Raw genomic sequence first — 20,102 nt, 5'->3', positions numbered from 1 at the left:
CTCAAGCCACCCACACTTCAATAATTAACTACCAATAGGTGAACCCGGCGGCATAGTGATACTAGCAGCAGGATGAACAAGTTTTCCTTGCTCAAGACTATGGGTAATCTGCGCTGCTAACAACATAAACTGAGCAGCTAAGCGCTTGTACTTTTTAGAGTCATAATTATCATTTAACCATTCATTTATATTAAGTAAAGCCATATAAACTTCTGCACGCACCTCTGTTACTAAATTTTTGTTATGCCAAAGTGCTAATAAATGCTCAATAACTTGTTGATTGACCCGCTGTTGAACCAGCAAAGCCAAGCCCTTTTCAGCCGGTACTTTAATTGACTGTTCTATTAAAGCGTTAATCAATTCTTGCACACTCAAAATACGCTTATCCATTACTGACTGTTGCTGTAAACGTGCTAAACGTTGTTCATTTAAAAGCAAAGACACCGTGTGTTTAGCACTAGCCTGCGCAGCAGAAACCGGATCAAAAGTAAGCCCCGTATTACCAGCAAAACTTTCGCGATTACGATAATAACCATAAGCTTTTGGTGGAATAAGTTTCACTATGTGTTCTGGCAAGGTTAATATTTTTGTATCTAGAGTGGCTAATAAAACCTGCAGCGCTTTTCGCTGCTGTTTACCTGAGACTACCTCCAATGGCTTTAGAACATTTTCTTCTCGCAGTTGATAGCGATAGTCTATACCTGAAATTAATTTTGCTGCGGCGGTAACTTGAAAACGATGAAAATTATAGATGGGCACCAAAACCTCTTCAATTTCTGACAAAGGTCGCCCTAGAGGAATACTATTTAAACCAAAGTCTGTTAGCGCTTTTTCACGTATTTTTAAGACTCTATTAAGCTCATCGGCGGCATCTACTCCGTTGTCCCACAAATGTGCGCGACTATGTGCACTCGAAGAAGAACGCGCATCTGAGTCTGACATATACAGCAAATCTGCTTGTTGCGCGCTTGCTATAACTTTCGCTAAGTACTCGGCTTCTTTATCAGCCGTTATATCAGCATAACCATAAGCAATAACTGATTTGTCCCAGCGACCAATATCTGTAGCGTAGGCATTTGATAAATCAATTTCACCATTTTTCAAGGTAATTAACGGGTGAGGATAATCCATTACTGAAGCGCGATTATTAGCACTTGCGGCAAAATTATGCGCGATACCTAAAGTGTGCCCAACTTCATGAGCCGACAATTGACGAATGCGTGCTAAAGCCATTTCTTTCATTGGTGAAGTGTCTGTTATAGATGACTTAAAAGGAGATGTTAAGCCCAAAGCAATGAGATAATCTTGACGAACACGTAGAGAGCCCAATGTTACATGCCCCTTTAATATTTCTCCTGTTCTTGGGTCTATCACTGATGAACCATAAGACCAACCTCTTGTCGCTCGATGTACCCATTGAATAACGTTATAACGAACATCCATAGGGTCTGCATCGGCTGGTAACATTTTTACCTGAAAAGCATTTTTATAACCGATGGCTGAAAATGCTTGGTCCCACCAACGAGCGCCATCAAGTAAAGCACTTTTTATAGGTTCAGGTACGCCGGCATCTAAATAATAGATAATAGGTTCAATTGCTTCGCTGACCTCAAGATTTCTATCTTTTTTGTTTAAGCGATGACGTGGAATATTACGCTGAATTAACGGTTGGTCGATAGCACTGGCGTAATCGGCATAACTATTTGACCAAAAGCCACTGTAAGGATGAAAAGTACGTGCTTGGTATTTGTCGTCAGGTAATTTAATCAGCGAATGATGTAAGTTCACTGTAACAGCTGTTGAGTCTGGCGTTACTGAGCGTAAGTATTTACCTGCATCGGTTCCTTGGTAACTCACTGTTGCTTCAAGCTCAGTATTATTAGGAAAGGCCTTGCTGCGTTTTATATAGATACCACTTCGGCTTTCATCAATTTTGAAGTTACCTTGTTGACGTTGTTTAAGTTTACTTGATAATTGATGAATATCAGATAAAAGAAAGGGTGTATAATCAATTAATACTTTTTTACCGTCCTTACTTTCTTTGGCAACTTTAAACCCCCAAATAATAGAGCTGGCAAATGCCTCGCTAACGGCTTTTTTTTCTAAGTTGTTTTCAGTATCCGCTCGATAATAAGTATTAAGTTGGCGGAGAAAGACCTTCTCTCCTACTTTTTCAAAGCGTACTAGACGGGTATCACCTAACTGGCCTCTATCAAGTCCAATATCATTAGAACCGACTCCTTGAGGTAAACCGCTTTGAAATAAAAAGTCTTGTTCAAATTGCTGGATCTCTAAATAAACATTGCCCTTTTTTTTATCATGAAAAAAAGAAAAATAGCCTTGCTGGTGATCTTTATCTTTAACAAAGTCATTATAACTAAGAATTTCTTCGCTGAGCGCGGCTATTGAAAAGGTACTACAAATAAATATTAAAAAGACACCTAGCGTCAGTTTCATCGTTTTTCCCTATTTGATTTTTGGTTCTATAAATATATATTCAAGTCATTCCATTATTTTTGTTATCATTAGCCTTACAGGTGAGGTGATAGCTTTCATCGTCACCTCTAATCGTAAAATAATGTAATATGTAGCTGCTATTATTATTTTACGACATTAAATAACCAACAATTTTATGACTCAATTTTTAAGAGTCTTACTCTAAATCAATTAGGTAACCCGATGCAACGACTAGCACCAGCTTTACGTCAAGATAATGTTCCACTCGATTTAATTTCGCTGATCAAAACGATTTTAGCGGCAACTAAAGAAATTTCATTTCGTGTTAGCCAAGGTCACTTAAGTGATTTGATGGGTTCAACTTTGGATGAAAATATTCAAGGTGAAGTTCAGAAAGAATTAGATGTCGTTGCAAATGAATTACTTAAAGATATTTTATTAGAGTCTGGCTTTGTTAAAGCGATTTCTTCTGAAGAAGAAGATAGCTCTGTTGCAGGTGAAAAAAATGGCAAGTATCTGGTTTCTTTCGATCCACTTGATGGCAGCTCTAATATCGAAATCAACTCATTAATTGGCACAATTTTCTCTATTCATGAAGCACCAAGTGATATGGATGCTAGTGATCCAGACATGTTTAAGCAAGCGGGTAACAAACAACTTTGTGCGGGTTATGTCTTATATGGTCCGTCAACTATGTTGGTAATGACTACGGGTAGCGGTACCCATTTTTATGTACTTGACCGTACTCATGGTGGTTTTTTATTAGTTGAACGTAATGTTCAAGTGCCTGCGGACACACAAGAATTTGCTGTTAACATGTCAAATCAACGTTTTTGGCAAGCGCCTATGCAGAATTACATCAGTGATTTACTTGCAGGTGATACCGGCCCTCGTGGCAAAAATTTCAACATGCGTTGGATTGCCGCTATGGTTGGTGACATTCATCGTGTATTAACACGTGGTGGTATTTTTACTTATCCACAAGATAGTAAAAACCCGCAACAACCACACAAGCTACGCTTAATGTATGAAGCGAATCCAATGAGTTTTCTCATTGAACAAGCGGGTGGACTGGCGATGACCAGTGAAGGACGCATTATGGATATGGAGCCGAACAGCATTCATCAGCGTGTCGAAGTAATTATGGGCTCAAAAAACGAAGTAGAAGCCTGTTTAGCTTATTACAAATAATCGAAAATTAGCATGTATCAACGTGTATAAGTCCAATTAACAGGTTTCTAAAAACAAAGATGAAGCCTGTTTAGCTTATTACAAATAATCAAAAATTAGCATGCATCAACATGTCGAAGTCCAATTAACAGGGCTCGAAAAATGAAGTAGAGGCCTGTTTAGCTTATTACAAATAATCGAAAATTAGCATGCATCAACATGTCGAAGTCCAATTAACAGGTTTCTAAAAACAAAGATGAAGCCTGTTTAGCTTATTACATGTCACTAACACTTTTCTTATGTCGGTAACAAAGCTCCATTCATTGAGTTTTTTTACTGTTAAATTTAATATTCCCTTCATCGTTTTACGATATAATAGTTAATATAATTGACTGGCTTTTAACGACATTTTTATGAAAAAACTATTTGAAGTATTTTGGCGTTTTCTTTTTTTAGGTTGTATCAGTTTTGGTGGACCTGCCGCACATATTGGCTATTTCCAAAAAACATTTGTCGATAAACTAAAGTGGTTAGATCAAACAAGTTATGCAAATTTAATCTCATTAAGCCAATTTTTACCGGGTCCTGGCTCTAGTCAATTAGGTTTTGCTATTGGATTGAGACAAGCTGGACTTCCTGGCGGCATTGCTGCATTTATCGGTTTTACCTTACCGTCATTTATTCTTATCTATTTACTCGCCACTAATATTAGCGGTGCTGAACAACCTTGGGTTTTTCATGTTATAAGTGGTTTGAAATTACTGGCTGTGGTGGTAGTGGCTGACGCTTGTTTAACTATGTTTAAAAGTTTCTGTAATAATTACACCCACAGACTTATTGCGGTTATAACAGCGATTGCTTTAATCACTTTACCGAGTTTAACGATGCAAATTTTCATACTGACTATCGCAGCAAGCTTTGGTTTTTTTGTTAATCCATCGTTAAAATCAGTTACCACTGAAGTCACCCAACCTTCAGCTCTAACCTCAAGACAGTTTAAAATACTGCCATTGATGTTGTTCTTAATCATCCTCTTTGCTTTACCACTAGCAACCGTAGTTGGAGCACCGATTAACACAGCCGATATCATGGTCTTATTCAATCAGTTTTTTCAAGCGGGCAGTATGGTCTTTGGTGGCGGACACGTTGTCTTGCCACTATTACAACAAACAATTGGTGAAGCGTTATCGAACGATGTTTTTCTTACCGGTTATGCCGCAGCGCAAGCAGTTCCTGGCCCAATGTTTACCCTAGCGACTTTTCTGGGTGCAGAGCTATTTCCACAAGCCCCTTTAATAGGAGCGACAGTCGCAACCTTAGCAATATTTTTACCTGGATTTTTATTGGTACTGACCTTTGAAAGTACTTGGCAATCATTAGCAACAAAGCCCAAAGTCGCCGGTGCGATTATGGCGGTAAATGCCGCTGTGGTTGGTCTATTATTTTCTGCGCTTTATCACCCTATTTTTACTAGTGCTGTTAGTTCACTATTTGACTTATTTTCTGTGCTTATTGGTTTTTATTTATTACGGATAGTCAAACTGCCTATTATTGTTTTAGTGGTGACATTTGTTGGCGTTGGTTTATTAACGCAATTCTACTAAGTCGGTTATCGCAGAGTAATAAGCGCCTTAGTGCTATTGATATGATTTAGTGCCGATAATGTGAGCTTTAACTTTTCACCGCCATGGTTTGTTTGCTAAAATATCGCCAATTTAAAATATAGCCTCAATATAAACGCTAATACGAGAAACTTATGCCTAATTACGCTGTTGGACACAAAACACCTGATTCAGATTCAATCTGTTCAGCTATCGCCCTTTCCTATTTAAAAACCACGCTAGGTGAAGAAACCGTCCCAGCCCGTTTAGGGGAGCTTTCACCAGAAACTTTATTTATTTTAGACAAGTTTGGTTTTGAGCAACCTGAATTAAAAACAAGTTTTGCTGGCGAAGGTATCTATATTGTTGACCATTCCGACCGTATTCAAGGACCCGATGATATCGATGAAGCAACAATATTAGGTATTATTGATCATCATAAATTAGGCGATATTACTACCTCTACCCCATTAGAAATTTGGGTTCGTCCTGTTGGCTGTACCAATACCATCATTAAAATGATGTACGATTTCTATGATGTAGAAATTCCAAAAAATATTGCTGGTGCAATGATGTGCGCTATTTTGTCTGATACGGTTATTTTTAAATCACCCACCTGTACCACTGCTGATATAAAATGTGTTGAAGCATTAGCTGAAATTGCAGGCATTAGCGACGCAAAAGCCTTGGGTATGGAAATGTTTGAGGTGAAATCTGCCGTATTAGGTACGCCTATACGTGACCTAGTTTTACGTGATTTTAAAGACTTTAACATGCATGGCAACTTAGTGGGTATCGGTCAGTTGGAAGTACTTGACCTCGCCATCTTTGATGATATGAAGCTTGAATTATTTGCTGACATTGCAAAATTAAAAGCCGAAGGTAGCCGACACACGGTTTTATTATTACTGACAGACATTATGAAAGAAGGCTCTGAAATGTTAGTTATTAGCGACAATGCTGATTTAACAGAAAAAGCTTATGGCAAACCACTTGTTGACGGTAAAGTATGGTTAGACGGCGTATTGAGTCGTAAAAAACAAGTTGTTCCACCTCTCCAAGATTCATTAGCTTAAAAATGAAAATCAATAACTCTGCACGACTAAGCTACAAATTAATGTCTGCTGACGATGCAGAGTTATTGTATCAACTTGACCAAGACCCAGAAGTGATGCGTTTTATCAGTGATGGTAATCCGTCGTCTCGCGAGACCATTACAAATGTGTTATTGCCTCGTATGCAAAAATACCTAAGTCCAACTAAAGGTTGGGGATTGTGGCAAGTTAATATCACTGAAACTGATCAATATATTGGCTGGGTGCTTGTGCGGCCGATGAATTTTTTCTCTGCCTTACCTGAGTTTAATAACCTAGAGCTCGGTTGGCGATTTTTTCAAACATCATGGGGCAAAGGTTTTGCCAGTGAAGCGGCTCAACATATTAAAAATGCTTTAGCCATGAATCCTGAATACGAAAAATTTAGCGCCATTGCCGACGAAAACAATCTAGCTTCAATAGGTGTAATGAAAAAAATAGGTATGTCATATCTTAAAACATATCTTCATGTTGACCCATTATTTGAATGTACCGTCGCTTACTATCAGCTTCAAAATACCTAACGGTTAATGTTCTACATTAGCAGTCACCGAGCTTATGTCTTTTCCTGAAAGGGTATTTTTAAATAGCCTGTTCTTACTCGAATAAACCTGAGTATATTCTGTTGATTTATCTGTTCATTTTTATATGCTAATACCTTAGCTAAAGGCATAATTTTAATGGGTTGATCATCATAAAACCGATAACAACGACTATACGTTGAGATATCTAACTCAACTTTAATCGTTTCTGACCAAGTATGGTCCCGTTAATTCGTTAATATTGTAAGCAATCGTCCCCCATCATTTTCTGTATCTTCCCTTTATAATCAATTAATTTATGCACTGAGTAATTAGCACAGATAAAGTACGATTTTGTCGAGATGCTCTTCAAAACAGGCATAAAAAAACTCACCGAAGTGAGTTTTTTTTATCTTGATAATATGCCGTTAAATTTTACAATTAAACGCGTTCAATTACCGTTGCAATACCTTGTCCTAAACCGATACACATAGTCGCTAAACCTATGCTGACGTCTTGACCTTCCATTAGGTTCAATAAAGTACCCGTGATACGCGAGCCAGAACACCCTAATGGATGACCTAAGGCGATAGCGCCACCGTTTAAGTTAATCATATCTTCAGCACGGTCTTCTAAGCCTAGAGATTTAACACACGATAAGGCTTGCGCCGCAAAGGCTTCATTAAATTCAGCTAATTCGATATCAGCTAAAGATAAACCTGCACGTTTCAATGCTTTTTTCGTTGCTGGAACAGGACCAAAGCCCATAGTAGACGGATCACAACCTGCAACTGCCATACCACGAATACGCGCACGAGGGGTTAAACCAAGCTCTTTTGCACGATCAGCTGACATCACTAACATTGCTGATGCACCATCAGACAAAGCTGAAGAAGTACCGGCTGTTACTGTACCGTTAACTGGATCAAACACTGGGCGTAAACCGGCAAGCGTTTCAATCGTTGTTTCAGGACGAATAACTTCATCATGTTCAACTAAGGTTAACGCGCCCATTGCATCGTGTCCTTGAGTGGCAACAATTTCATTGTCCCAACGACCAGCAAGTTGTGCTTCATAAGCTTTTCTGTGTGAACGTGCCGCAAAAGCGTCTTGTTGTTCACGGGTAATACCGAACTGCTTACCGAGTAACTCAGCGGTTAAACCCATATTGCCAGCCGCACGAGAAATGTACTTACTCAAGGCCGGATCAAAGTCTACATCATACATCATAGGAACATGTCCCATGTGCTCAACACCACCGACGATGAATACATCACCTTGGCCACACATGATGTTAGTTGTTGCATCATGCAAAGCTTGCATTGATGAACCACATAAACGGTTAACTGTTACCGCGCCAACTGTTTTTGGAATGTCTGTTAACAACTGTGCATTACGCGCAATGTTAAAACCTTGCTCTTTAGTTTGCTTAACGTTGCCCCAGATAATGTCTTCAATTAATGAAGGATCTAAATTAGGGTTACGCACTAATAGTTGCTGCATTAAATGCGCTGATAAACCTTCAGCACGAACGTTACGAAAAACGCCAGCTCTAGAGCGTCCCATTGGTGTACGAATACAATCTACAATGACTACTTCTTTCATGTTCTTCTCCTTAGCTTATGCTGTTTTTACGTCGGTGTTGAAATAAGATTTACCTGATTTGGCCATTTCGCGTAATCCATCAGTTACCTGATAAATTTCACCTAAATGCGCATACTTATCAGCCATGGCAATAAAGTTAGTTAAACCTAACGTTTCTAAATAACGAATTGCACCACCTCTAAACGGTGGAAAACCAATACCGTAAATTAAGCCCATATCAGCTTCAGCGGCAGTATCAACAACACCTTCTTCTAAACAACGCACCACTTCATTGACCATAGGGATCATTAAGCGAGCAATAATGTCTTCACTACTAAATTCTTTTTTGTCTGCACAGGTACTTTCAAACAATGCGTAAGCATCAGCTGAAGCTACTTTTGTTGGACGACCACGCTTGTCTTGACCGTAATCATAAAAGCCTTTGCCATTTTTCTGACCAAGACGTTTATTACTGTATAGAGTGCTTACTGGGTCATTATCAATTTTTGCCATACGCGTTGGGAAGCCAGATGACATAACACCCGTACAATGATCAGCGGTATCAACACCCACCACATCAAGTAAGTATGCTGGGCCCATTGGCCAACCAAATTGTTTTTCCATGATTTTATCAACAGCAGCAAAATCAACACCTTCAAGCATTAATTGGCTAAAGCCAGCAAAGTATGGGAATAAAACACGGTTAATATAAAAGCCAGGACAATCGTTAACAACAATCGGTGATTTACCCATTTTAGCCGCGTAAGCAACAACAGCCGCAACGGTTTCTTCAGAAGTTGCTTTACCACGAATAACTTCAACCAATGGCATTTTGTTTACCGGGTTAAAGAAATGCATACCACAGAAGTTTTCTGGACGTTTTACACTTTGCGCTAACAAATCGATAGAAATCGTTGAGGTGTTAGAGGTTAAAATGGCATCTTCAGAAAGAAAGCTTTCTACTTCAGCAAGGACCATACCTTTTACTTTAGGGTTTTCGACTACCGCTTCAACCACGATATCAACATCTTTAACACTATCGTAGCTAAGGGTTGGTGTGATGTTATTTAACACGCCAGCCATAGTCTTAATATTCATACGACCGCGTTCAACTTGCTTGGTTAAAATGCCAGCAGCAGTATTTAAGCCTAAATCAAGTGCTGCATCATTAATGTCTTTCATAATGATTGGCGTGCCTTTATAAGCAGACTGATAAGCAATACCACCGCCCATAATACCCGCGCCTAACACAGCGGCTTTATTCACTTGTTTAGTCGCCATTTTAGCGGCTTTTTTTGCTTTGCCTTTAACGACTTGATCTGCCATAAACAAACCAATTTGCGCCGTAGCCGCATCAGTTTTAGCAAGCTTAGCAAAGTTTGTATTCTCAATAAGCATGGCTTCTGTTCTACCGAGTAAAGCAGCAGCTTCGATAGTTTTTACCATCATCATAGGTGCAGGGTAATGTTTACCGGCTTTAGCGGCAATCATACCTTTACAGGTATTAAAGGTCATAATTGATTCAACAGGGCTAAGCTTTAACGCTTCAAGTTTCTGTTGACGTTTAGCTTGCCAATTTAACTTACCAGACATTGCTTGTTTAAGCATGTTAATAGCGGCTTCGCGTAAATGCTCTGGCGCAACGACCGCGTCAAGTAAACCAACAGCCATTGCTTGTTCAGGCTTAAACGCTTTACCCGTAGACATCCACTCAACAGCATTATCAGCGCCAATAATTCTTGGTAAGCGCACTGTGCCACCGAAACCAGGAATCAGGCCTAATTTAACTTCAGGTAAACCTATCGAACATGTTGTATCAGCAATACGGTAGTCACAAGCTAAGCTCATTTCACAACCGCCACCTAAAGCAAAACCATTAAGTGCAACAATTGTTGGTAGCTTAATGTCTTCAAATGAATCAAAAACGTCTGAGCCGCCTTTTATCCAAGGGATAAGTTCCGCTTCAGGAAGTTTGAACATTGTTAAAAATTCAGTGATGTCTGCACCAACAATAAAGTTAGATTTTCCAGACGTTACAAGTACGCCTTTAGCATCTGCACAATTGTTAATAGCAGCAACCACTTCGATATATTCTTTAAAAGTTTGCTGATCAAACTTATTCACTGAGCCTTGTGCATCGAATTTAAATTCAACAATGCCGTCATTCAGTAATTCGGCAGAAAGGTTTTGACCTTGAAATAACATGCCTAGTTTCCTCGTTTAGTGGGATAAAAATAGGGTCTGAACTCAATTAAATGATAATTTAACTGATCAGTTTTTATAATAATAGACGATTGAGTGTGCCTTGAAAGAAAAATAAATGCAAATTTTTTAAACAGGTGTTTTAATTAGGTGTATTAATCTATGGTTTTTTAACTAAGACAGAAAGAATGGCTCGCGGTATAAGCTGATTAATAGGGCCTAAAAGACGATAGACACAAGAGACTAAACTTAATCCTAAAAGCCCGTGCTAGATAAATAAATCGATAAAATAAATTTAACATTCGCCGCTTAGCACTATCGACTAAAAAGCGGCGATAATCTTCAGATAAAAATAAAGAGCAAAGCGTCATCAAATACTAATGACGCTTTAAGCTATAATAACGGGGGAATAGGTTATCTTAACTAGTCACTTTGTAAGGCATCAATAGGGTCAAGTTTGGACGCTTTAATGGCTGGATAAACACCAAAGGTTAAACCGACTAAAGCACAAATACTAAAAGACAAAATAATGGCACTTGTTGACCATGACACCGCCCATTCAGAATAAAGTGCAATAAGCTCTGAGAGCATAATCCCAAAAAACACCCCCAAGATGCCACCCATAATTGAAATAGTAAAACTCTCAGCAATAAACTGTAAGCGAATATCTTTTTGTGTTGCACCAACCGCACGCAACAAGCCAATTTCTTTGGTGCGCTCTAATACAGTAGCAAGCATTATATTCATAATACCAATTCCGCCCACTAATAAAGAAATACCGGCAACACATGACATGACAATATTAAATATTTGCTGTGTTTGTTTTTGCTGGGCCAATAATGCGGCAGGAATAACTAAGTTATAATCATCGACTTCATTATGACGACGATTAAGCAAGTGACTCACGGCTTGCGCTGCACTAATAGGATCAACACTCTCATCAAGCTTAAGTTTAATACTGGTGACTTCACTCGCTAGCTTTTTACTAGCAAATTTATGTATTGCGGTTTTTAATGGAATAAAGACCTGACGTTGGTCACCACCGAGCTTTATGCCTTGAAACTCTTGTTTCTTTAAAAATGGCGCTTGTAATACGCCAACCACCTTAAACCACAGATGATTAATTTTAATATTTTGACCGATGGCATTGCCTTTTGGAAAGAGCTGTTTGGCGGTTGATGAACCCAGCAGTGCCACCTGAGAAAAGTTTTTATCGTCACTGTCGTTGAGTAAACGCCCTTGTGCTACATGGAATTTAGACAATGCAAAAAAGCTAGCACTCACCCCTGTTGCTTCACCATCACTTTTCCCTTCACCACTGAAAATACTGTAAGTATCGATAAGTTTTTGCGCGCTAAAGGCAGTAACAAAAGGTAATGAACGCGCACTAATCTCACCGTCTCTGATACTTAAACCCGGAGAGTGTTTACGTTGTTCTTGTAGTTCTTTTTCTTCAAAAACTTTCCCTTCAATGATTAAATTATGTAAGCCCATCGAGTCGATCATTTTCATCGCTTCAGCTTCTGCACCTTCACCAATATTAAGCATCGCGATAACCGCACCAACGCCAAAAATCATGCCGAGTAAAGTTAACAACGTGCGTAACTTATGTTGAGCAAGCTCGGAAAAAGTATCCAAAAAAATCGCTAAATATTTCATTAACTATGCTCCTTGTCGGTTAATGCTATTTTCTGACCTACTTTAAGCCCTGATAAAACTTCAACATGGCTTAAACTCGCCTGCCCCAAGGTAACGGGTAATGAAGTGTAGTCGCCATTTTTATACAAGTAGACAAACGTCTGCTTTGCTTCGACAAAAACACTTTGCAACGGAATAATAATTTTTTGGCGGGTGGCGATAATTTCAATATTAGCTTCTAACTTTCTTCCGGGTACAAATAGCTCACTATTTTGCTCGGCTAAAATAACAATAACTTCAAAATATTTTTGTGGATCACCACGCTTTATCGAGGTAGGAAACGGGGCAACTGTCTCAACTTTTCCTTTAAACGGTTTATCCGCATAAGCATTTAAAAAGAAGATTACCGATTTATCTACGGCTAAATTTACCGCCTCACTTTCTAAAACGAATAACTTAACTTTCATGTTACTGATATCAGGTAACTCGGCAATTTTTTGCCCCGGCCATAATGACTGGCCTTCACGTGGTTTTTCTCCACGCCAATTAGCTTTATAAGCAAGTAAGCCATCGTGCGGTGCTTTAACTTCAAGTTTTGCTAGGCCTTCACTTAACTGTTTTAATTTACTTTTGCTTTGCGCTTGCTTCATTTCCAGCAAGCCCATATCTCCCGCTGAACTGCTACTGAAACTATCATTTTTCCAATAAAGATATTCTTCTTTAGACCCTAAGTACTGGGTGTTTTGTAATGAATCAAGGATGTCTAATTTCGAACGTATTTGATCATCATTGATTGAAAAATTTTCTGCAAAATTTTTCTCTTGACCTACCACGCCAATATCTTTGTTAATTGAGTTAAGTGCTTGAGTAAGCATGCCAGTTTTTTCAATAATTTCTTGTTCGGTGATCGACAATTCACTTTGTCTATCTTTACTTTGAATTTCCATCGCTTCACCGTCAAAGCGGGCAATAACATCACCTTTTTTAACGTGTGAAAATTCTGGTGCTAACCATGAAATGTTTTGTGGTCCTTGTCGACTCATTGGCGCATTTATTACCGTGGCTTTTGCTGCAAACAGTTCGCCTTTTGCCGGGACATTAACGATAAAGTCTTGTTTGGTCACCTCATATAACAAAGGAGCGTTTTCTTGCCCAGAACAAGCGGTTATTGCAATAGATAATAAACTAACGATAAAAGATTTTTTCATTATTGATTGTTGTGAATATTTCATAAAGCCACTATATCTCCTTGTGATAGGCCACTTTTAATGACCACTTTATCTCCGACTATATGAGCAACCTCAATGGTTTCTTCATGATCCGAAAAAAGACCGGTGATTCGAACACTCCCTTGGCCATTTTCTAACTTAACCGCCTGCGATGGCAAAGTTAACGCGTTATCAATCATGGCGGTAACAACCTCAATACGCGCCGTCATGCCTGGACGTATCACCGTATCTTTAGGTTGTTCAAAAGCAATGATTGCATCGAAAACACGGCGTTTATCTTGTGATGACTTATCACGAAAAACACGTCCTAGTTCAACAATACTACCTTGTAAAACAATTTCTTGAGTACCATCAATCATAATTTTAACTTTTTGATTAAGTTTGATTTTACCACTGTCAGGTTCAGCAATTTGTGCTTTTAATTGCATCTGTTCAATAACAGCAAGTTCAACAACCGGTTGGCCAAATTGAATACTCTCACCCACCGCTGGTTTTTCTCCTTGCCAATTAGCTCGGTAGATAACCATACCATCAATCGGTGCTTTAACTTTCAAACGCTCAATGTCACTTTTAAAATCATTTACCTCTGCGGTTAAACGGTTTACTTTTCCTTTAGCTAACTTTAAATTAAGTGCTTTATTGTTTTTATGAAAAGTCAGTCGCTCTTTCGCAAGAAACAAATCATTTTCGGCAATAGTAAAATCAATCACAGACTTTTTACGATCATTTTCAGCGCGACTGTTATCAATAATATCGGCTTTACGCTCCGCTTTTTCATATTCCATTTGCTTTTCAGCAATACTGAGAATAAGTTCTTGCTCTGATTCTTCTTCCTTAATTTTCTTATTTTCTAATTCTTTTTGCGCCCGGTCTAAGTCAGCTTGTTTATCAACCAACCTATCCACCACCTTTTTACTGTCAAAGGCAACGATCACTTCGCCTTTTTTTACACGGGTATTCTCCGGTGTTAGCTGCTTAATTTGATACTGCCACATACCAGAAACTGACGGTGGTGCTATCATTGCCGTTTGTTTTGACTCTAATTCTCCACTAGCGGTAACAATTAGACGCACTTGTTCTAACTTCACGGTTTCGCTAGGTGCTTTTTCACAAGCACAAAGCAATACTAACAACATGATTGCAAAATATTTATTCACTTGGGCTTACTCCTGTAAATTCTAATTGAGCGCTCATGCCCGGTAATAACGTTAAGGCTTCATCAAGCGTAAAAGAAAACACAGCGCGATAATAAACATCGTTGCCCCATTCTTTACGTTCTTCGGGTTGGCTCGATATTTCGGTTAATGTAGCCACAAGGTTATATTGTCGAAAAGCATCTAGCTTAAAATCGACAACGCTATCCACACGCATATTTTTATAGTCAACTTCATGTACCCAAGCTTCAATATATAAGCCATTTACCGAAGGAATTTTTGCAATTTCCCAAGAAGGTTGCGCCGTCATACCGACAAATACTTTTTCACCACTCCAAGGATGGATCCCATAAAGTACCGGACCACTTCGCTCAGCATAGCCACTCATCTGCTTGAGTTTGTACTCATTGTATTGCAATTTATCCTGATGCTTTACAATCGTAATTTTTTGCTTAGTCACGGCAACCTGATTAGCGACCTTGACTTGCTTTAAATTTTCGAGTGATTTCGCATTAGCAACAACCGCTTTTTCAAGCTGAAGTTGGTTTTTCTGATAATCATATTCACTTAAATGAACAACAGCAATACCGGCATCAATTCGTGCTTTATCAAGTAATAAAGCCGTTCTCTTTTGTCCGTAAGTCGCTTCTAAAAGTGATTGCTTAGCGCTGCTAGTCAAACGAAATAACTCTTCATTCGCGGCAATCAAACTTACTTTTTCTTGTTCTATTTGACTTTGAATTGAGCCACTGTCAAAGACGACAACTAGATCGCCTTCTTCAGCTATATCACCCTCTGGTAGTAACCATTGCACTTGAACATTCCAACTATCTGTTTTAGGTGAGTAAAACGTTTGATTGTCGCTGGCTTTAATTTGACCGGATAAAATCAAGGGAGTTTGACCTTCGGCTAAGGAGAAGCCGCTAAAAGCAAGTATAGCGATTGATAATATTAGTTTTTGATACATAATCGGTCCTCAATGATATTACCGTCTTTCATGCGGATCATTCTGTCAGCATACGCAGCAATATCTTCTTCGTGAGTCACCATAACAATAGTTTGTCCTTGATTATGTAACTCACAGAGTAAATCCATAATTTCATAAGAGGTTTTAGAATCTAAGTTACCGGTCGGTTCATCTGCAAAAATCACTTCTGGACGATTTACTAGCGCCCGAGCAATAGCAACACGTTGACGTTGCCCACCAGACATTTCAAAGGGTTTATGGTGCCAACGCGAAGATAAACCTACTTTATCAAGCATTTCCATACCACGTTTTTTGGCGTCTTCTTGATCGGCATTACTGTAACGTAGTGGTAAAATAACATTATCAAGGGCAGTTAAACGAGGTAGTAAATGAAAGGTTTGAAAGATAAAACCTATTTTACGATTGCGGATCTTAGAAAGGCTTTCGTCATCAATATTTTTTATTGACTCACCAGATAATAAGTATTCACCAGAAGTCGGTGTATCGAGACAACCTAAGATACTCATTAAGGTTGATTTTCCTGAGCCCGAAGTGCCCATTATCGCAACGAATTCATTGTTTTCAATGGTTAAAGAAACATTATTTAAGGCTATGACTTGAGTTTCACCTTCACCATAAATTCGACTGATGTTATCGATTTTGATCACTTATTACGCTCCATAAAAATTAATCCCTGTTGATGCCATTACTTTTATCTAACAAATAAAGGTAAAATAGCCCGCGTAACAATATATAGCTTTAAATTTTAATCACATACTGCTGAACTGTAATAATTTGTTTCAATTAAGACTGCATTTACAGCCTCAAATATTGGAAAATAATGTCAATTAAAGAACGCTTCAACAAACCAGAGAATTTATTGCTCGCCATGGCATTTATTATGCCGCTAATATTTAGCGTTTGGATGGTTTTACTCAATAATTTTGTTATCGAAAAAGCCAGTTTTACCGGTAAAGAAATTGGCATTTTACAAAGTCTCCGTGAAATACCTGGATTTCTAGCCTTTACCGTTATTTATGTACTACTGTTTATTAAAGAACAAAAATTAGCCATTATTTCATTAGCCGTTACCGCTATTGGGGTAATAATGACCGGATTTTTTCCTTCTGTTTTAGGTTTGTATCTCACCACTGTTATCATGTCTATTGGCTTTCATTATTTTGAAACCGTGAACCAATCGTTAACCATGCAATGGATTGATAAAGATAAAACAGCCCATTTTTTAGGACGTCTATTATCGGTAAAATCAGCGGCATCACTACTCGCTTTTAGCAGTATTTGGTTGATGATGGAAAAGTTCTCGTGGTCTTATCAAAGTACTTATGCCTTATTTGGTGCACTCGGCCTAGTGCTCACTATTTGTTTGGCACTTTCTTTTAAAGAGTTTCCCGTTAAGGTCGAACAAGAAAAAAGCCTGATACTACGTAAACGTTATTGGTTATTCTACGCTTTGACTTTCTTTAGTGGTGCGCGCCGCCAAATATTTACCGTATTCGCGGGTTTTTTAATGGTAGAAAAATTTGGTTATAGCGTTGCTGATATCAGTGCATTATTCTTAATAAACTATGTTTTTAATTGGTTATTCGCAGCAAAAATAGGCAAGTTGATTGGCATTATTGGTGAACGTCGGGTACTTAAATTTGAATATATCGGTTTAATTACTATTTTTATTGCCTATGGCTTTGTCGAAAACTCGACGATCGCAGCAAGCTTATATGTGATAGATCATTTATTTTTTGCTTTAGCTATTGCGATTAAAACCTACTTTCAAAAAATAGCCAAGCCTGAAGATTTAGCATCAAGTGCTGGCGTTAGTTTTTCAATTAATCATATTGCCGCTGTGGTTATTCCGGCGTTGCTTGGTTTAGTGTGGATTTATAACCCGTCATGGGTCTTTTATATTGGTGCTGGCTTTGCTTGTTGTTCTTTGATTTTATCGCACTTTATTCCATGCCAACCAAGGGAAGGCGTCGAGTTTAGATACCAAGAAACATCTTAACTATATTAGCCGATAAAAAAGCCGAGACATTATATCTCGGCTTTAATTTATTCAAGCTAGCAACAATCAGTATTTATTACTTATTGTTACGTAAGAAGGTTAAAAACTCATCAGCAGGCATAGGTTTAGCATAAAAGAAACCTTGTACTTCGTCACACCCTTGAGCGATTAAATGCGCTTGTTGTTCTTCCTCTTCGATACCTTCAGCAATAACTTTTAAGTTCATTTGCTTACCGAGGTTAATAATCGTATCTGCAATCAATGACTGCCCTGGCTCTGCAATACCCGTAATAAATGAACGGTCGACCTTTAAACGGTCAAGCGGTAGTTGTTGTAAATAGCTCATTGATGAATAGCCCGTACCAAAGTCATCAAGCGCAATGCTGATACCTTCAGCTTTCAACTTAACTAATGCATCAATAACAACTTGTGGTTCATCCATTAAAATATTTTCAGTGATCTCTAATTCGAGCTTACTTGGTTTAACATCATGATTAATCGTCGCTTGAATGATACTGTCAACGAAGTTATCACGTTTAAATTGTGGGATAGAAACATTAACAGAGATACCAACATGATCAAATTTCTGTTGCTCTAATACTTTTATTTGTTTACAGGCTTGGTTAATAACCCAATCACCAATTTCTACAATCAACCCTGAATATTCTGCTAAAGGAATAAACACAGCCGGTGAAATAAATTTTCCTTCGGCGGTTCGCCAGCGCAATAATGCTTCAGCGCCAATAACCTTGCCGGTAATTAAGCTAAGCTGAGGCTGATACCAAAGCTCTAAACGATTATCTGCAAAATCAGTACGTAATTGCCTGATCATACCTAAACGCCAAAGTGTTTCATCTTCCATTTCTTTTTTGTAATAAACAAAATTTTCGTGATTACTTTTCTTGGCTAAATTCAAGGCGATATTTATTTGATTAAGAACCTTTACCCCTTGCGAACCGGCACTACTTTTTGAGCACAGCCCAAAACATGCCGTGACAGGTAATAGTTGTTCTCCCGCGGTAAACGAACGATGAAATAATGACATTAATTTATCAGGGTTTACACTTTCAGCCGGACCAATAACACCAAAAACATCGGCACCCATTCGAGCAAACTGACAATGTTTTCCTAATTCTTTCATGCGCTCTGTAACAGCGAGCAACAGCTTATTACCTAAATCTTGTCCTAAGCCATCATTAATATCACTAAAGTGATTTATATCTATTAAAGCGGCAACAAGATTGGGTTCTTCTGATTGACTAAACTTGTCGAGTAAATTAACAAACTCTAAACGATTTGGCAGCTCAGTCAGCCAATCACGATAGGCAGCATTACGTAGTTTTTGAAAAAGGTGAACATTTTCATAACCGATGGCGACATTGGCTAAAAACACTTCGATTAACTGTATTTGAATATCAGTTAACTCTTGCTCAACTTCAAGGTAAATAACCGCGCGATAACCACCGCTTGCTAAATACAATACCGCAAAGTCACTACCATAATTATTTTGTTTTTGAGTGAAACAGCTACTCATGCGATCTTGTGCTGAATCTCTGTCGAAGCAGGAAATTTTTTGATTAATCAGTTCGGCGTCATGACCGATTTGACCTAAGATATGTAAGCTTAAATCGTCAGAACCCTCAATAATACCTTGCCCACGCGCACAAAAAACACTGCAATGGCTCTTACTCAACTTAATTAATTGCGACAACACACCTTCTGCATATTCATGAATACTGTGCAGTTCAAGTAAGTCAGCAGTAGCACTAATTATTTTTTCGAGGCCCAAGCGGTTTTGATTAACCGAATGAATTTGTTGATATGAACGAATAGCGGCATAAACGGTAGTCACTAACTTGCGACGAGTTAACTCTGTTTTGGTTTTATAGTCATTGATATCATAATCTTTGATAACACTTTCTTCAGGAGCATAGCCTGGTTGACCGGTTCTCAAAACAATACGTATATCTTGACGAGATAAAGTTTCTCGAATATGTTTTACAACATTTAAGCCCGCATCATCCGTTTCCATAACAACATCGAGTAATACCAAAACGATGTCCTCGTGCTCTTCAATAAGCAGACATGCGTCACGCCCAGAGTAAGCATGTATATACTCTAGATTTTTACCTAAGACGACGAGATCTGAGAGTGCTAACTGAGTAACAGAGTGAATTTCGGGATCGTCATCAACAATCAGAACCTTCCACGTTTCAGCACTGCCATCATTTAGAATTTCATCTTCATCACTATCATCAATAAATAAAAAGTCGTCATTATTATTTTCAGAAGCCTGCATATCGTCCTCATTTAACCAGAAAAATACTACTGATTAAGGTTTTTTTATCACATCAAATTTTATTATGAATCATGTTTCCAATAAACTACATAATAAGAGTCAGTTAAATAATATTCAACCTAGAATTACAATTATATTCATAATTTCAATTGCTTCCTTAATTTAT

Annotated in this window: 14 protein-coding genes; 5 read left to right on the top strand and 9 right to left on the bottom strand. The window is 38.3% G+C overall.

The features are described 5' to 3' along the window. Nucleotides 1-24: 24 nt before the first annotated feature. On the bottom strand, nt 25-2,457 hold the full coding sequence (locus H4J62_RS07360) for a zinc-dependent metalloprotease (RefSeq protein ID WP_182214672.1): 2,433 nt from the start codon (nt 2,455-2,457) through the stop codon (nt 25-27). Nucleotides 2,458-2,679: 222 nt separating this feature from the next. On the opposite strand from H4J62_RS07360, the gene H4J62_RS07355 reads away from it, so the two are divergent. The 4 genes from H4J62_RS07355 (at nt 2,680) to H4J62_RS07340 (ending at nt 6,846) form a co-directional block, all read left to right on the top strand. Next, nucleotides 2,680-3,648 (top strand): class 1 fructose-bisphosphatase, encoded by a 969-nt coding sequence (locus H4J62_RS07355; protein WP_182214674.1) that lies wholly within the window; start codon nt 2,680-2,682, stop codon nt 3,646-3,648. A gap of 392 nt (nt 3,649-4,040) precedes the next feature. Continuing rightward, nucleotides 4,041-5,231 (top strand): chromate efflux transporter, encoded by a 1,191-nt coding sequence (gene chrA, locus H4J62_RS07350; protein WP_182214675.1) that lies wholly within the window; start codon nt 4,041-4,043, stop codon nt 5,229-5,231. Between the two features lie 152 nt (nt 5,232-5,383). Next, the gene (locus H4J62_RS07345) at nt 5,384-6,304 is read left to right on the top strand and encodes a manganese-dependent inorganic pyrophosphatase (protein ID WP_182176428.1); all 921 of its coding nucleotides are present in this window, start codon (nt 5,384-5,386) and stop codon (nt 6,302-6,304) included. Nucleotides 6,305-6,306: 2 nt separating this feature from the next. Further along, nucleotides 6,307-6,846 (top strand): GNAT family N-acetyltransferase, encoded by a 540-nt coding sequence (locus tag H4J62_RS07340; protein WP_182214677.1) that lies wholly within the window; start codon nt 6,307-6,309, stop codon nt 6,844-6,846. A gap of 438 nt (nt 6,847-7,284) precedes the next feature. Here the strand turns inward: H4J62_RS07340 and fadA are convergent, their stop codons facing one another. The 7 genes from fadA to H4J62_RS07305 form a co-directional block, all read right to left on the bottom strand. Beyond that, nucleotides 7,285-8,448 (bottom strand): acetyl-CoA C-acyltransferase FadA, encoded by a 1,164-nt coding sequence (gene fadA, locus H4J62_RS07335; RefSeq protein ID WP_070374925.1) that lies wholly within the window; start codon nt 8,446-8,448, stop codon nt 7,285-7,287. Between the two features lie 15 nt (nt 8,449-8,463). Continuing rightward, on the bottom strand, nt 8,464-10,632 hold the full coding sequence (fadB, locus tag H4J62_RS07330; protein WP_182214679.1) for a fatty acid oxidation complex subunit alpha FadB: 2,169 nt from the start codon (nt 10,630-10,632) through the stop codon (nt 8,464-8,466). A gap of 420 nt (nt 10,633-11,052) precedes the next feature. After that, on the bottom strand, nt 11,053-12,288 hold the full coding sequence (locus H4J62_RS07325; RefSeq protein ID WP_182214680.1) for an ABC transporter permease: 1,236 nt from the start codon (nt 12,286-12,288) through the stop codon (nt 11,053-11,055). Further along, a complete protein-coding gene (locus H4J62_RS07320; protein WP_182214682.1) occupies nt 12,288-13,499 on the bottom strand; it encodes an efflux RND transporter periplasmic adaptor subunit in 1,212 nt (403 codons plus the stop codon). The genes H4J62_RS07325 and H4J62_RS07320 overlap by 1 nt, the downstream gene beginning before the upstream one ends. Continuing rightward, nucleotides 13,496-14,653, bottom strand: a complete 1,158-nt coding sequence (locus H4J62_RS07315) for an HlyD family efflux transporter periplasmic adaptor subunit (RefSeq protein WP_182214684.1) — start codon at nt 14,651-14,653, stop codon at nt 13,496-13,498. Before H4J62_RS07315 ends, H4J62_RS07320 begins: the two co-directional genes overlap by 4 nt. After that, nucleotides 14,646-15,617 (bottom strand): HlyD family efflux transporter periplasmic adaptor subunit, encoded by a 972-nt coding sequence (locus H4J62_RS07310; protein ID WP_182214685.1) that lies wholly within the window; start codon nt 15,615-15,617, stop codon nt 14,646-14,648. Before H4J62_RS07310 ends, H4J62_RS07315 begins: the two co-directional genes overlap by 8 nt. Next, nucleotides 15,602-16,285 carry an ABC transporter ATP-binding protein gene (locus tag H4J62_RS07305; RefSeq protein ID WP_182214687.1) on the bottom strand — a complete coding sequence of 228 codons (684 nt, stop codon included), beginning with the start codon at nt 16,283-16,285 and terminating at the stop codon, nt 15,602-15,604. Before H4J62_RS07305 ends, H4J62_RS07310 begins: the two co-directional genes overlap by 16 nt. Nucleotides 16,286-16,458: 173 nt before the next feature. Between H4J62_RS07305 and H4J62_RS07300 the strand changes: the two genes are divergently transcribed. Continuing rightward, nucleotides 16,459-17,637: an MFS transporter gene (locus H4J62_RS07300; protein ID WP_182214689.1), complete on the top strand. Its 1,179-nt coding sequence runs from the start codon at nt 16,459-16,461 to the stop codon at nt 17,635-17,637. A gap of 76 nt (nt 17,638-17,713) precedes the next feature. Here the strand turns inward: H4J62_RS07300 and H4J62_RS07295 are convergent, their stop codons facing one another. Then, nucleotides 17,714-19,936: an EAL domain-containing protein gene (locus tag H4J62_RS07295; protein ID WP_182214690.1), complete on the bottom strand. Its 2,223-nt coding sequence runs from the start codon at nt 19,934-19,936 to the stop codon at nt 17,714-17,716. Nucleotides 19,937-20,102 lie beyond the last annotated feature (166 nt).

The organism is Colwellia sp. BRX8-5, assembly GCF_014077325.1.
Taxonomy (GTDB): domain Bacteria; phylum Pseudomonadota; class Gammaproteobacteria; order Enterobacterales; family Alteromonadaceae; genus Colwellia_A.
Note: the sequence above shows the minus strand (reverse complement) of the source record. Positions and strands in the feature narration are given on the sequence as shown.